General features: G+C 61.4%; 13 protein-coding genes. 3 read left to right on the top strand and 10 right to left on the bottom strand.

The features are described 5' to 3' along the window. Nucleotides 1–161: 161 nt before the first annotated feature. Entirely contained in the window at nucleotides 162–1,073 is a 912-nt protein-coding gene (locus KZJ38_RS04410) for a LysR family transcriptional regulator (RefSeq protein ID WP_219798950.1), read from the top strand. Between the two features lie 147 nt (nucleotides 1,074–1,220). Here the strand turns inward: KZJ38_RS04410 and KZJ38_RS04405 are convergent, their stop codons facing one another. From KZJ38_RS04405 to KZJ38_RS04380, 6 genes are all read right to left on the bottom strand, one after another. Then, nucleotides 1,221–1,946, bottom strand: coding sequence for an amino acid ABC transporter ATP-binding protein (locus KZJ38_RS04405; protein WP_219798949.1), 726 nt, complete (start codon nucleotides 1,944–1,946; stop codon nucleotides 1,221–1,223). Then, complete coding sequence (gene gltK, locus KZJ38_RS04400) at nucleotides 1,943–2,620, bottom strand: glutamate/aspartate ABC transporter permease GltK (protein WP_219798948.1); 678 nt, start codon at nucleotides 2,618–2,620, stop codon at nucleotides 1,943–1,945. Before gltK ends, KZJ38_RS04405 begins: the two co-directional genes overlap by 4 nt. Further along, nucleotides 2,620–3,360 carry an amino acid ABC transporter permease gene (locus KZJ38_RS04395; RefSeq protein WP_219798947.1) on the bottom strand — a complete coding sequence of 247 codons (741 nt, stop codon included), beginning with the start codon at nucleotides 3,358–3,360 and terminating at the stop codon, nucleotides 2,620–2,622. The genes gltK and KZJ38_RS04395 overlap by 1 nt, the downstream gene beginning before the upstream one ends. An 88-nt stretch (nucleotides 3,361–3,448) precedes the next feature. Continuing rightward, the gene (locus tag KZJ38_RS04390; protein ID WP_219798946.1) at nucleotides 3,449–4,354 is read right to left on the bottom strand and encodes a glutamate/aspartate ABC transporter substrate-binding protein; all 906 of its coding nucleotides are present in this window, start codon (nucleotides 4,352–4,354) and stop codon (nucleotides 3,449–3,451) included. A 281-nt stretch (nucleotides 4,355–4,635) separates the two neighbouring features. Next, complete coding sequence (locus KZJ38_RS04385) at nucleotides 4,636–5,940, bottom strand: Glu/Leu/Phe/Val family dehydrogenase (RefSeq protein WP_219798945.1); 1,305 nt, start codon at nucleotides 5,938–5,940, stop codon at nucleotides 4,636–4,638. 195 nt (nucleotides 5,941–6,135) lie between these two features. Continuing rightward, nucleotides 6,136–7,095: a LysR family transcriptional regulator gene (locus KZJ38_RS04380; RefSeq protein ID WP_219798944.1), complete on the bottom strand. Its 960-nt coding sequence runs from the start codon at nucleotides 7,093–7,095 to the stop codon at nucleotides 6,136–6,138. A 173-nt stretch (nucleotides 7,096–7,268) separates the two neighbouring features. On the opposite strand from KZJ38_RS04380, the gene purB reads away from it, so the two are divergent. Next, nucleotides 7,269–8,657, top strand: a complete 1,389-nt coding sequence (gene purB, locus KZJ38_RS04375; protein WP_219798943.1) for an adenylosuccinate lyase — start codon at nucleotides 7,269–7,271, stop codon at nucleotides 8,655–8,657. 56 nt (nucleotides 8,658–8,713) lie between these two features. Here purB and KZJ38_RS04370 read toward each other — a convergent pair whose 3' ends face one another. The 4 genes from KZJ38_RS04370 to edd all read right to left on the bottom strand — a co-directional run bounded on the left by KZJ38_RS04370 (nucleotide 8,714) and on the right by edd (nucleotide 13,432). After that, nucleotides 8,714–9,208, bottom strand: a complete 495-nt coding sequence (locus KZJ38_RS04370) for a gluconokinase (RefSeq protein ID WP_219798942.1) — start codon at nucleotides 9,206–9,208, stop codon at nucleotides 8,714–8,716. Between the two features lie 10 nt (nucleotides 9,209–9,218). Beyond that, entirely contained in the window at nucleotides 9,219–10,604 is a 1,386-nt protein-coding gene (locus tag KZJ38_RS04365) for a GntP family permease (RefSeq protein ID WP_219798941.1), read from the bottom strand. Nucleotides 10,605–10,808: 204 nt separating this feature from the next. Further along, on the bottom strand, nucleotides 10,809–11,444 hold the full coding sequence (eda, locus tag KZJ38_RS04360; RefSeq protein ID WP_219798940.1) for a bifunctional 4-hydroxy-2-oxoglutarate aldolase/2-dehydro-3-deoxy-phosphogluconate aldolase: 636 nt from the start codon (nucleotides 11,442–11,444) through the stop codon (nucleotides 10,809–10,811). Between the two features lie 11 nt (nucleotides 11,445–11,455). Further along, entirely contained in the window at nucleotides 11,456–13,432 is a 1,977-nt protein-coding gene (edd, locus tag KZJ38_RS04355) for a phosphogluconate dehydratase (protein ID WP_219798939.1), read from the bottom strand. Nucleotides 13,433–13,748: 316 nt separating this feature from the next. Between edd and KZJ38_RS04350 the strand changes: the two genes are divergently transcribed. Then, complete coding sequence (locus tag KZJ38_RS04350) at nucleotides 13,749–14,594, top strand: MurR/RpiR family transcriptional regulator (protein WP_219798938.1); 846 nt, start codon at nucleotides 13,749–13,751, stop codon at nucleotides 14,592–14,594. The last annotated feature ends 105 nt before the right edge of the window (nucleotides 14,595–14,699 follow it).

Raw genomic sequence — 14,699 nt, 5'->3', positions numbered from 1 at the left:
AACCGGTTTGCGCAGTATCCCAAACCAGAATGCCGCGTAGCCGGAGTAAAAGGCATCGCGAAACATGAATAAAATTCATAGTTCGGATAACTGGCCCGCGGCTGCTACCCGCCGTTGCCTCGTGTTTCCCATCAACCGCATTACTTCACCTTCGCGAAACCATGCTCACGCTCAAGCAGCTCGAAGCCATTTACTGGGTCGCGCGCCTCGGTACCTTCAGCGCGGCCGCCGACCGCCTGTACACGACGCAGTCGGCCATTTCGAAGCGCATCAGCGAACTCGAAGAATTCTTCCTCGTGCCGCTGTTCGATCGCAGCCGCCGCATCGTGCAACTGACGCCGAAAGGCCGCGAACTGCTCGAAGCAGCCGAGGAAATGCTGCAGCTGCGCGACCGTCTGCTGGAAAAGATGGGCAAGGAAGTGGAAGTGGTGCGGCACTTTCGCCTCGGCATCACCGAGCTGATCGCACTGACGTTCCTGCCGAAGCTCGTGCAGGACATTCGCGTGGCCTATCCGACCGTGTCGCTCGAACCGGAAATCGACGTGAGCACGAATCTGGGCGCAAGGCTCCTGCGCGGCGATATCGACTTCATCATCGCGCCGACCGTGCTTAAGGATCCGCGCTTTACGTCGGTGCCGCTCAGGAAGCTGCAGCTCAAATGGATGGCGAGTCCGTCGCTCGTCGATGCATCGCGCGTGCTGTCGCTTGAGGAAATTGCGAACTATCCGATCCTGATGCAGATCGGCACGTCGGGCGTCGACGCGATCTACGACCGCTGGTTCGAATCGAAAAAGCTGGCCATACGGCGCACCTTCGCGGGCAATAGCCTGATCGCGCTCAGTTCGTTGACGGTGGCGGGATTTGGCGTGAGCTATCTGCCGGCGCTGTACTTCGCCGATCTCGTCGAGCAAGGACTGCTCAATGTGCTGGATTCGCCGCAGCGGCTGCCCGACGTGCGCTATTACGCGATTTATCGAAACGACGGGCCGTCAGCGCTGTATTCGGTGGTCGCCGATCAGGCACGGCGGCTCTGCGATTTCTCAAAGCCCGATCTCGCGTTGGTCGCGCGTTAGTCTCGTCGTTGCGGCGGCGATGGTCTTGCGGCGGCGATGGTCGTTGCATCGCCAAAAACAAAACGGGCAGCGTCGCGCTGCCCGTTTGCTATGACCACTTGCTCGCACTTCGCCAAACCAGGCAAAGCGCGGCGCATTGGCGTGCACTCAATGCAGGATCTTCGCGAGGAAATCCTTTGCGCGATCCGACTTCGGATTCGCGAAGAAATCGTCCTTGCGGTCGTCTTCAACGATAAGGCCCTTGTCCATGAAGATCACGCGATGCGCGACCTTCTTCGCAAAGCCCATTTCATGCGTGACGCACATCATCGTCATGCCTTCCTGCGCGAGTTCGACCATCACGTCGAGCACTTCGTTGATCATCTCCGGGTCGAGCGCGGACGTCGGCTCGTCGAACAGCATCGCGATCGGGTCCATCGACAGCGCGCGCGCAATCGCCACGCGCTGCTGCTGACCGCCCGACAGCTGCCCCGGAAACTTGTCCGCATGCGCACGCAGGCCGACGCGATCGAGCAGCTTGAGCCCCTTCGCCGCAGCTTCGTCCTTCGACCGGCCGAGCACCTTGATCTGCGCAAGCGTCAGGTTTTGAGTGATCGTCAGATGCGGGAACAGTTCGAAGTGCTGAAACACCATGCCGACCTTCGCACGCAGCTTCGACAGGTTCGTCTTCTTGTCGACGAGCGACTGGCCGTTGATGACGATATCGCCTTTCTGGAACGGCTCGAGGCCGTTCACGGTCTTGATCAGCGTCGATTTGCCGGAACCCGACGGGCCGCACACGACGACCACCTCGCCCTTTTTCACTTCCGTCGTGCAGTCGGTCAGCACCTGAAACTGGCCGTACCACTTCGAAACATTCTTGATAGAGATCATCTTGCGACCTTTTTCTGAAGACTTTTGACGAGGCTCGACGCGATCACGCAGATCACGAAATAGCAGGCACCCGCAAACAGGACCATCTCGACGCTCGTACCGTCACGGTCGCCGATATTCGCAGCCGTACGGAAGAAATCGGCGAGGCCGATCACGTAGACAAGCGACGTATCCTGAAAGAGCACGATCGCCTGCGTAAGCAGCAGCGGCACCATCGCGCGGAACGCTTGCGGCAGCACGATCAGCTTCATCGCCTGGCTGTAGGTCATGCCGAGCGCGAACGCCGCATTGACCTGGCCGCGCGGCACCGCCTGAATGCCGGCCCGGATGATCTCCGAGTAGTACGCCGCTTCGAACAGCGAGAACGCGACCATGGCCGAAGCGAGCCGGATGTCGATGTCGGGCGACAGCCCGAGCAGGTTCTGCAGCACCTGCGGCACGATCAGGAAGAACCACAGCAGCACCATCACGAGCGGAATCGAGCGGAACAGCGTCACATAGATACGCGCGAACCATTCGAGCGGCTTGACGCCCGATAGCCGCAACAGCGCGAGCACCGTGCCGATCAGAATGCCGCAGACAATCGCGATCACGGTAATCTGGAACGTGATGATCGCGCCGGTCCACAAGGTAGGCAGCGCGCCCGGAATACCACTCCAGTCGAAGTGATGCATCACTTGCCTCCGATATAGCCCGGCAGGCGGGTCTTGTGTTCGAGGATGCGCATCAACTGCATCACGATCAGGTTGATCACCATATACGCGACTGTCACCGCGATAAACGACTCATACGCCTGCGAGGTGTAATCGACGAGCTGCCGCGCCTGCGCCGAAAGTTCGAGCAGACCGATTGTCGACGCCACCGCGGAATTCTTGAAGATATTCAGAAACTCGGACGTAAGCGGCGGCACGATGATGCGGTACGCAACCGGCAACAGCACATAGCGATAGGTCTGCCATTGCGTGAAGCCCATCGCGAGGCCGGCGGCGCGCTGGCCCCGCGGCAGCGCGTTGATGCCCGAACGCACCTGTTCGCAGACGCGCGCGGCGGTGAAGAGACCCAGACAGATAATCGACGATGAGAAGAACTGCGCGGTCGGTGGCAACTGCTTGAACCAGGTGCCCATCGATACAGGCAGCAACTCCGGTATCACGAGATACCAGGTGAAAAACTGGACGATCAGCGGGATGTTGCGGAAGATCGCGACATACGTGGTGCCGATCGCGGAAAGCGTTTTGTTCGGTACGGTGCGCAGCACGCCGAACAGCGAACCGACGATCAGTGCGATCACCCATGCCGACAGCGAAACGACGATCGTCACCCAGAAGCCGGACATCAGCCAGCCAAGATAGGTAGTCGGCTCGCCCGTGGAAACCGGACTTAGCAGAATGCCCCAGTTCCAGTGATAGGACATGACAAAGACTCCAACAAAAAGAAACGGAAGAAGCGCCTCGCCCCTTCCGTTTCGTTCAACACGTTGCGACGGTAACGGTTGATCGACCTTAGTCGATTGCCTTGTCGTTCGGGCTCTTGTACAGAGCCTTGATATCGTCGCTTTCCGGGAAGTTCAGGTTCAGGCCCTTCGGCGGAATCGGCGATTCGAACCACTTCTTGTAGATCGGATTGGCGTCGCCCGACGTTTCGAGCTTCGCGATCGCATCGTCGACCACCTTCTTGAATTCCGGATCGTTCTTGCGCAGCATGCAGCCGTACGCTTCATGCGATTGCGGCGTGCCGACGATCACGAAGTCGTTCGGGTTGTTCGACTTCGCGCGCTCGCCTGCGAGCAGCGCGTCGTCCATCATGAACGCGGCGGCACGGCCCGTCGACAGCGTCAGGAACGATTCGCCGTGATCCTTCGCGCTGATGATGTTCATGCCCATGTCCTTGTCCTGATTCATCTTGCGAAGCAGGCGCTCGGACGTGGTGCCGGCCGTCGTCACGACCGTCTTGCCCTTCAGGTCCGGGAAGTCCTTGATGCCGGAGTCTTTCTTCGTCATCAGGCGCGTACCGATCACGAAGATCGTGTTCGAGAATGCGACCTGCTGCTGGCGCTCAAGGTTGTTCGTGGTCGAGCCGCACTCGAGGTCGATCGTGCCGTTCTGCACGAGCGGAATGCGGTTTTGCGACGTCACCGGCGTGAGCTTCACCTTCAGGTTCGGCATATTCAGCTTCACCTTGACGGCCTCGACTACCTTGAGCGCGAATTCCTGCGAGTAACCGACCACATTCTGCTTATCGTCATAGTACGAAAAGGGAATCGACGATTCGCGGTGACCCAGCGAGATAACGCCCGTGTCCTTGATCTTCTTCAGCGTGCCGGCGTCCTGCGCCTGAGCGCCCGCCGTGAACAAACCCGAAAACAGTCCGACAGTCGCGAGAAGCAGTGCAGCTTTTTTAACCTTCATTTGTAAGTCTCCTTGGCAAATACCGGCGCAAGTGTATCAAAGTAACTATTTTGAAAGAATGGTCGTTAACCATGTTTGGACGCAAATGTTGCGTAAATCCAGCACTGTGTCCGGTATTGCGCCCCGCGCGCAGCCCCTACGGAACGCATACGCAAAAGCGGACGGCATCTTACAACGCCGTCCGCCTGCAGTGTGCGCGATCATACAGAATCGTGCACAAACCGTTTGTGAAAAATTAAATCCCGGCCGAAGCCGCCCATCAGAGGTACTTCAGGGGTGCATCAGGGGTAAAGCCCGCGCATCTCGCGCGCCATCAGAATCCGTTTGCACGCGACGATAAACGCCGCGGTGCGCACCGAGACCTTCTGCTCATCCGCGACCTGCCAGACCGCGGCAAATGCCTCGCGCATGACGCGCTCGAGCCGCTCGTTGATCTCGTTCTCGGTCCAGAAGAAGCTCGAGAAATCCTGCACCCATTCGAAGTACGAGACGGTCACGCCGCCCGCATTCGCGACCACATCGGGAATGACGAGCACGCCCTTGTCGTGCAGGATGTCGTCGGCCGCGGTCGTGGTCGGGCCGTTTGCGCCTTCCACGACGATTTTCGTGCGAATTTTCGGCGCGTTCTTCTCGGTGATCTGGTTTTCGAGCGCGGCCGGAATCAGGATGTCCGATTCGATGGACCAGAAGTCGTCGCTGGCAATGGTGTCCGCTTCACGGAAGCCGCCGATACCGCCGGTCTTCGCAACGTGCTCGAGCAGCGCGCCCGCATCGATGCCGGTCGATTTATGCAGGGTGCCCGTGTGGTCCTGCACGGCGACGATTTTTGCCCCCGCCTCCTGGAAGAGCCGCGCCGCGATACCGCCGACATTGCCGAAGCCCTGCACCGCGATGCGCGCGCCTTCGATCGACACGCCGGTGCGCCGCGCCGCTTCGCAGCCGACCACGAACACGCCGCGGCCCGTCGCTTCGCGGCGGCCGAGCGACCCGCCGAGCGTGATCGGCTTGCCGGTCACCACGCCCGTGGCCGTCTGGCCCTGGTTCATCGAGTACGTGTCCATCATCCACGCCATGATCTGCTCGTTCGTGTTCACGTCCGGCGCGGGAATATCGGTGTTCGGCCCGATGATGATGCCGATTTCGCTCGTGTAGCGGCGCGTCATGCGCTCGAGTTCGCCACGCGACAGCTTGCGCGGGTCGACGCGGATGCCGCCCTTCGCGCCGCCGTACGGCACATTGACGGCCGCATTCTTTACCGACATCCAGGCGGACAGCGCCATGACTTCCGACAGCGTCACATCCTGGTGATAACGCACGCCGCCCTTGCCGGGACCACGCGATACGTTGTGCTGCACACGGTAGCCTTCGAAATGGGCAACCGTGCCGTTATCGAGTTCAATCGGTACATCGACGATCAGGATGCGCTTGGGACGCTTCAGCGTCTCGATCCAGCGCGATTGGGTACCGAGGTACGGTGCGACGCGGTCGACCTGGCGCAGATAGTTGCCCCACGGGCCGAGGTCGTCTTTATGCAGATAGGAGGGCAATGCTTCCGGCGATGTTTCGAACTTCGATTGGGATGACATGAAGACTCCGACGCTCAACGAATGACGCCATTGTCGAAAATCGCCTCGGTGAAGGCCAATGCCGTTTGATCATCCCGTTATGTTTTTTATGCATAACCTTTGGGAACGCGCAAAATGCTGTTGCTGACGGCGGTGTTTGTCTGCCCTTGCTTGCCGTCGCCTACGCTTTGTTCCCGTGTGTGTGCGTTACATCGATCAGCTGGCGTCTTGCGCCAACTCAGCCTCTACCACGTCCCACAGCGCCCGGATCAGCGTATGCCGCGGATCGTCGCCTTGTACGGCGAGCTTGTCGCGATAGAGGCGGATCTCCATTGTCAACGTGAACTGGCCTAACGTGCCGCTGCCGCGCGTCGCGCGGTCCAGCCGGATCAGGCGGCCGTCGGCGACCGCGTCTTCGACGGCGCTATGCGGAAGAAATGCGATGCCGTGTCCGGCCAGCGCCATCGCTTTCAGTCCTTCCGCCATGTCGGTCTCGTACACACGGTCGAGATACAGACGCTGGGGCGCGTTCGAGATAATCACCTCGGTCATGCGACCCAGATAGGCGTTCGGCGTATACGACAGGTATGGTGCGGGCGCATCCGGCGTGCCCGGCAGCGTGTGACGCGCGCGCCCCGCGCGGCCCGGCGCCGAGAAAGGACTGATCGGCTCGTGGCCGAGCGTCAACATGTCGTAACGGGCCGGATCGAGCGCGACCGGATGGCTCGGATGGTGATAACCCATGACGACATCGCAACCGCCTTCGACGAGCGACAACACCGCATCGTGTACGTTGAGGGCGCGCAAGCGCGTATGGATCGGCCCGAGTTGCGCCTCGATGCGCTGCAGCCAGCGCGGAAAGTACGTAAGCGATAGCGTATGCGGCACCGCGAATTCGATCGTCGCGGCGGGCGTCGCCGTGTGGCCGCGCAACAGCGTGCGCGCTTCGTGGAACTGCGACAGCATCGCGAGCGCCTGCTCGTAGAACACCTGGCCGGCGTTGGTCAGACGCGTCGGATACACCGAGCGGTCGATCAGCTCCGTGCCGAGCCACGCTTCGAGCGCCTGGATGCGGCGCGAAAATGCCGGCTGCGTGACGTGCCGCAGTTCAGCGGAGCGGCTGAAGCTGCGGGTTTCCGCGAGCGACACGAAGTCTTCGAGCCATTTCAGTTCCATGCGCGAGCCTATGGGCGCCGGGGAAAAAGGAAGTCCGGCGAAGTCAGCATTCTAGCGGCGGCCCGGCAAGCCAATGGGACTAACGACGGGCTTAAGCACTGGACAAGGCGCCCGCGGTGGTAAAATTCGCGGTTCTCCCCGTTTCCGTCCTGACGCTGCGCGTCCGCCCCATCATGTCCGACACCCGCCCCGATACCCTGTTCGCGCTGACCGCGCTGTCCCCGCTCGACGGCCGCTACGCGCCGAAAACCGAAGCCCTGCGCGACTGGCTTTCGGAAGCCGCCTTCATGCGTCACCGCGTGACCGTCGAAATTCACTGGCTGATCGCGCTGTCGCACGCCGGGTTTGCCGAGGTGCCGCGTTTTTCGGCGGCATCCGAGCAATTTCTGCTGCAGCTGGTCGAGCGCTTCACGGCGCACGATGCGGCGCGCATCAAGGACATCGAGCGCGTGACGAACCACGACGTGAAGGCCGTCGAGTACTGGCTGAAGGAGTCGGTCAAGGGACAGCCCGAGCTCGAACGCGCGAGCGAGTTCATCCACTTCGCGTGCACGTCGGAAGATATCAACAATACGTCGCACGGTTTGATGCTTGCCGGTGCGCGTGAACATGTGATCCTGCCGGCGCTGCGTTCGGTGCATCAGCGGCTGATCGCGCTGGCGCATGCACAGGCGGAGCAACCGATGCTGTCCCGCACGCACGGCCAGCCAGCCAGCCCGACGACGCTCGGCAAGGAAGTGGCGAACGTGGCCGCGCGGCTCGCGCGGGCAATCGAGCGCATCGCGAAGGTCGAACTGCTCGGCAAGATGAACGGCGCGGTCGGCAACTTCAACGCGCATCTGTCTGCGTATCCGGAGTTCGACTGGGAAGCGTTCTCGCGCAAGGTCGTCGAGGAGCGGCTGAAGCTGGCGTTCAACCCGTACACCATCCAGATCGAGCCGCACGACTATATGGCGGAACTGTTCGACGCGGTCGCACGCGCGAACACGATCCTGCTCGATCTCGATCGCGACGTGTGGGGCTATATCTCGCTCGGCTACTTCAAGCAGAGGACGAAGGCGGGTGAAATCGGTTCGTCGACGATGCCGCACAAGGTCAACCCGATCGACTTCGAAAACTCCGAGGGCAATCTCGGGCTCGCGAACGCTACGCTGCGCCACCTCGCGGACAAACTGCCGGTGTCGCGCTGGCAGCGTGACCTGACCGATTCGACGGTGCTGCGCAATATCGGCGTCGCGTTCGGTTACTCGCTGCTGGCATACGATGCGCTGATTCGCGGTCTCGACAAGCTCGAAGTCAATCCGCAGCGCCTGAACGACGATCTCGACAATTGCTGGGAAGTGCTGGCCGAGCCGGTGCAGACCGTGATGCGTCGATATGGAATCGAAAACCCGTATGAGCAGCTGAAGGAGTTGACGCGCGGCAAGGGCATTACGCGCGACGCGCTGCAGACGTTTATCGGCGGGTTGAATATTCCGGCGGATGCGAAAGAGCGGCTGCTTGCGATGACGCCGGGCTCTTATGTCGGGAAGGCGGTGGAGTTGGCGAAGCGGATTGGTTAAGAGAAATGAGCCGCCCAAGGGCGGCTCAATTTTTATCTATGGACCCCGCACGAGGGCTAACGCATCTTCAGCCGATCAATCACCTCATCGACAATCTGCTCCGGCGTCAGATCGATACTCACCGTAATCGCTTCATCTTCGTTCGGCTCTTCGAGCGTCTCGAGCTGGCTCTGCAATAGCGACGGGTCGAAGAAGTGCCCGGTACGAGTCGACAACCGCTCCTGCAGTACTTCGCGCGTTCCCTTCAGATAGACAAAGCACACATCCTTGTCACCCGCGCGCAAGATGTCGCGATACGCGCGTTTGAGCGACGAGCACGTGAACACCGCCGTCTCGTGCGCATGCTGCTTTTCTTCGATCGCCGCGCGTATTGTCTTCAGCCACGGCCAGCGGTCGTCGTCGGTCAGTGGAATGCCTTTGTGCATCTTCGCCTTGTTCGCCGCGCTGTGAAACGCGTCGCCATCGGTGAAGTCGCAATGCAACCGCTCGGCGAGCAACTCGCCAATCCGCGTTTTGCCGGCGCCCGACACGCCCATCGCAATCAGAATCATCGAACACTCCTTACAGGACGGCCGCCAATGCGAAGGTTAGTCCCAAACCTAGCACCGAAATGATGGTCTCGCACAGCGACCACGTCTTGAACGTTTGACCGACCGTCATTCCGAAATACTCCTTGATCAGCCAGAAGCCGCCATCGTTGACGTGCGAGAAAATCAGAGAGCCTGAGCCGGTTGCGAGCACAAGCAGTTCCGGCTTGACGGCGACCGCACCCGCGGACGCGATCGGCGCGACGATGCCGCAGGCCGTCGTCATCGCGACGGTTGCGGAACCGGTCGCGAGGCGAATCAGCGCGGCCACCAACCATCCGAGCAACAGCGGCGACAGATGCGCGGACGTCGCCGTGTCGACGATCTGCTTCGAAATACCGCTATCCATCAGCACGCGGCCGAACCCGCCGCCCGCTCCGACGATCAGCGTGATCCCCGCGATCGGCGCGAGACATTCACCGCAAAATTTCTGGATCTGCTCGCGATTGAAGCCGCGCTGCGCACCGAACGTCCAGAAGCTGACGAGCACCGCGATCAGCAGCGCGACATCCGTATTGCCGATGAAGTGCAACAGATCATTCGCGAGCGTCTTCGGCGTCGTGACAAGATCGGCCCAGCTGCCGATCAGCATCAGGATGACCGGCAGCAGGATCGTGAAGAGTGTGACACCGAAACCCGGCAAGTCGCACTCTTCACGCTTCTTGTCATGATCACCGCTCTGATCGTCGAACTTCGCGATGAACTGTGCAGCGAGCGGATTGTTTTCCGGCAACGTGATGTGACGGTGAATCAGCAACGCGAATAGCGGCCCGGCAACGATCGCCGTCGGCACACCGACGATCAACCCATACACAATCGTTCTGCCGATATCCGCGTGATACGCCTGCACCGCGAGCAAGGCGGCCGGGTGCGGCGGAATCAGCCCGTGCACGACCGACAAACCCGCGACCATCGGCAGGCCGATCAGCAGCAGCGATTTGCCCGTGCGCTTCGCAACGTTGAAGGCAATCGGAATCAGCAGCACGAAGCCCACTTCGAAGAACACCGGCAAACCGACGATGATCGCGACGAACATCATCGCCCAGTGAATGTTCTTTTCGCCGAACCAGCGAATTAGCGTGGTGGCGATGCGCTCGGCGCCGCCCGATTCGGCCATCATCTTGCCAAGCATCGTGCCGAGGCCGACGACGATCGCGATATGCCCAAGCGTATTGCCGTTGCCCGTTTCGAACGATTTGACGATCGACCCGGCCGGCATACCGGCAGCGAGCCCGAGCAGCAAGGAAACGATGATCAGGACGAGGAATGGATAGACCTTGAAGCGCGTGATCATCAGGATCAGAACTGCGATCGCGATCACGCCGTAGACCAGCAGCATGCTGCCGTGGACAGCTTCCATAAAGCTCCTCCTATGCGTTATTGATTTTGAATGCAGGGTGTCGGAGAGTGCGGCTGCACGTCGCGTACCAGGACGCGAATTTTACTGTGTGCGCGTAAAAAAGCCTCGCCTTCGCAGCCATACGGCTGACTCGGCGAGGCTTCGTGCGTACTGCAGAAACCGATGCTCAGGCTAGATCAACGGTAAAAACGCATTGCCCTCACATCAATGTGCGGCGAGCGCGGTCGCGGCACGTGCAAGACGCGTCACTTCATCCCAGTTCTGCGCCGCGAGCGCGGCCTTCGGCGTGAGCCACGAGCCGCCGACGCAGACCACGTTCGGCAGCGCGAGAAAATTCGGCGCCGATTCAGCCGTGATGCCGCCGGTCGGACAGAACTTGAGCGTCGGGAACGGACCGTGAAACGCTTGCAGCATCGGCACGCCGCCTGCTTGCTGCGCGGGGAAAAACTTCACGATCTCATAGCCGAGTTCGAGCGCGACGATGATGTCGGTCGGCGTCATCACGCCGGGCAGCAGCGGCAGTCCGGCATCCTGCGCGGCCTTGTGCATGTCTTTCGTGAGTCCCGGCGACACACCGAACTGCGCACCGGCTTTCTTCGCCAGCGCGCATTGCTCGGGCCTCGTGATCGTGCCGACACCGACGACGATATCTTCCGCCAGCTGGCTTGCGCGCTCGATCGCTTTCAAACCCGATTCGGTGCGCAGCGTGATTTCGAGCACTTTTACGCCGCCCGCATGCAACGCACGCGACACGTGCTCGCCCTGCTCGACCGAATCGAATGCGAGCACCGGAATGACGGGGCCCAGCCGAACGATGTCGCTTACTGTCTTTGACGTCATGGTCACACTCCTTACTTGTGCATTGCGTGGCTGGATTGCGCGTGCGTGGCTTGTGCAGAGGCGTGCTTTTTCGCCTCGTGGTCTGTCGATGCTGAAGCGCCCGCCTTCGCGCCGTGGCCGTGGCCGCTTGCTTGTGCGCCGTCGTAATGCGCGGCTTCGCCGACGAGCGGACCGAACACCGATGCGCCGAGCTCTGCCGGCGCCGCCGCCGCGCGGAACACGCCGAACAGCTCGCGACCGAAGCCCACTTCGTTTTCCGCCTGGTGGTGGCACACGGCAAGCGGACGCGCCTCCCATTCGGCTGCGTCGATCTCGATGTCGAGCACGCCGGCTTCCGCGTCGATCACGATCGTGTCGCCGGTGCGCACCTTGCCGAGCGGGCCTTGCAATAACGCTTCAGGCGATACGTGAATCACCGCGGGCACCTTGCCCGATGCACCGGACATACGGCCATCGGTGACGAGCGCCACATGGAAACCCTGATCCTGCAGCACGCCGAGCAACGGCGTCAAACGATGCAGCTCGGGCATACCGTTTGCACGCGCGCCCTGGAAGCGCACGACCGCGACGAAATCGCGCTTCAGTTCGCCGTTATCGAATGCTTCCTGCACGGCTTCCTGCGAGTCGAACACTATCGCGGGCGCTTTCACCGCGCGATGCTCGTGCGCAACCGCGGAAATCTTGATCACGCCGCGGCCGAGCTTGCCTTGCATCAGACGCAGGCCGCCGTCGGGCTGGAACGGCTCCTTGATACTGCGCAGCACCTTCGTGTCGTGGCTTTCGTGCGCGCCCGGCACCCACGTCAGCTTGCCGTCGATCAGCTTCGGCTCCTGCGTGTAGTGCGAGAGGCCCTTGCCCGCGACGGTGTTCACATCTTCGTGCAGCAGACCGCCTTCGAGCAGATTGCGCACGAGGAACGCCACGCCGCCGGCCGCATGGAAGTGATTCACGTCGGCCTTGCCGTTCGGATAGACCTTCGCGAGCAGCGGCACGGCTTGCGACAGCGTGTCGAAGTCATCCCAATCGATGATGATGCCCGCCGCGCGCGCGATCGCGACGAGGTGCAGCGTGTGGTTCGTCGAACCACCGGTTGCGAGCAACGCCACGATGCCGTTCACAACCGCCTTCTCGTCGACCACATGACCGATCGGCATGTAGTGGCCGCGATCGACCGTGAGATCGAGCACGCGGCGGGCGGCCTGCGCGGTCAGCGCATCGCGCAGCGGCGTATGCGGATGCACGAACGCCGAGCCGGGCAGATGCATGCCCATCACTTCCATCAGCATCTGATTGCTGTTGGCGGTGCCGTAGAACGTGCAGGTGCCGTGGCTGTGGTACGCGGCCGCTTCCGCCTCGAGCAGCGCGCCGCGATCGCAGCCACCGGTCGCGAACTGCTGGCGGATCTTGGCCTTGTCGTCGTTCGACAGGCCGCTCGTCATCGGGCCGGCCGGCACGAAGATGGTCGGCAAGTGGCCGAACTGCAACGCGCCGATCATCAGGCCCGGCACGATCTTGTCGCACACGCCAAGACATAGCGCCGCATCGAACATGTTGTGCGTGAGCGCAACGGCTGTGCTCATCGCGATGACTTCGCGCGAAAAGAGCGACAGTTCCATGCCCGCGTTGCCTTGCGTGATGCCGTCGCACATCGCGGGCACGCCGCCCGCGAACTGCGCGACGCCGCCGTTTTCGCGCGCGGCGGCTTTGATGATGTCGGGGAATGTTTTATACGGCGCGTGCGCGGACAACATCTCGTTGTACGAGGACACGATGCCGATGTTCGGCTGAGCGATCGTCTTGATCGCGAACTTGTCGTTGCCTTCGAGGCCGGCGAAACCGTGCGCGAGGTTCGCGCACGACAGCGCGCCGCGCGCCGGGAAATGACCCTGCGCCTGCTCGATGCGCGCCAGATAGGCGTCGCGAGTCGATTGGCTGCGCTCGATCACGCGACGCGTGACCTTCATCAATTGCGAATGCGGGGAAACCATCGATGATGCTCCTTCGTCGCTCTGGCGGGCGGATGCGCACATCGGAAGGCGCTCGCGCCGGATTCGGTATCGCGGGGACACGGCCTGCGTTTCCGACCGTGCACAGGGAGTTTAGTAGAAAAACTACATCGAATCAATGTTGCCGATGCTGAATCCGAGATTCAGTCGATCGGCTCATAAGCCGCTTTATCAAAGGCGTTCGATAAAACAGCCCGCTTCCCAGGGAAATCACCTATACAGCGATATGTAGTTTTTGTACCTAATCTGCTGATCAGCTATAGTCCATTCGTTTCTTCAGCATAGTGCGAGTTCTCCGATGATGTTGTCCCAGGTGGAAGCGATGCGCGACCAGTTGCGCCCATCCGAACGCAAGCTCGCCGACTACGTGATCGAGGCGCCGCGCGAAGTGCTCGATCTGTCGATGACGGAAGTCGCGGCGCGCGCGGGCGTGAGCCAGCCGACAATCGCGCGCTTCTGCCATGCGCTCGGCTTTTCGGGCTTCCGCGAGTTCAAGATCCGGCTGGCACAGGGTATTGCAGCCGACGTGCCTGCGGTCTATCGCGACGTGCGTCCGGACGAGCCGGCGCCGGGCGTCGCGGCAAAAGTACTCGACCGGACCATCGGCGCGCTGATCCAGGTGCGCAACAACCTGTCGTCGGACAGCGTCGCGGCGGCAATCGACGTGCTCGCGCACGCGCGCCGGATCGAGTTCTACGGTGCGGGCGGCTCGGGCGTCGCCGCGCTCGATATGCAGCACAAGTTTTTCCGGCTAGGCATGCCGAGCGTCGCCTATTCGGATCCGCATACGTTTTTGATGTCAGCCGCGCTGCTGGGCAAAGGCGACGTGGTGGTCGCGATTTCGAACACGGGACGCACGCGCGACATCATCGATGCGGCGAAATCGGCGCTTGCCGCAGGCGCGAAAGTGATCGCGGTCACGCACGGCAATTCGCCGCTCGCGCGAATCGCCTCGATTGGACTCTTTGCGAACGTCGATGAAGACACAGATATTTTTTCGCCGATGACGTCGCGTACCTCGCATCTCGCGATCGGCGACATTCTGGCGGTCGGCGTCGCGTTGCAGCGCGGGCCGGAGCTGGCGGAGAAACTGGCGGGCGCGAAGGATCTGATTACGCGCCGGCGGGTTGGGCCGGAAGGCTAAGCGCCCAGGCGGCCATGCAAAAAAACGGGCTCCCGAAGGAGCCCGTTTGACCAACTACTGCTTGAAGAACTACACAGGTCTTGCAACTCGCAGTCGAGCGGCCGT

The sequence above is a fragment of the Paraburkholderia edwinii genome, from assembly GCF_019428685.1.
GTDB lineage: Bacteria > Pseudomonadota > Gammaproteobacteria > Burkholderiales > Burkholderiaceae > Paraburkholderia > Paraburkholderia edwinii.
The sequence above is the reverse complement of the archived record's forward strand: the minus strand, read 5'-3'. Positions and strand labels throughout refer to the sequence as shown.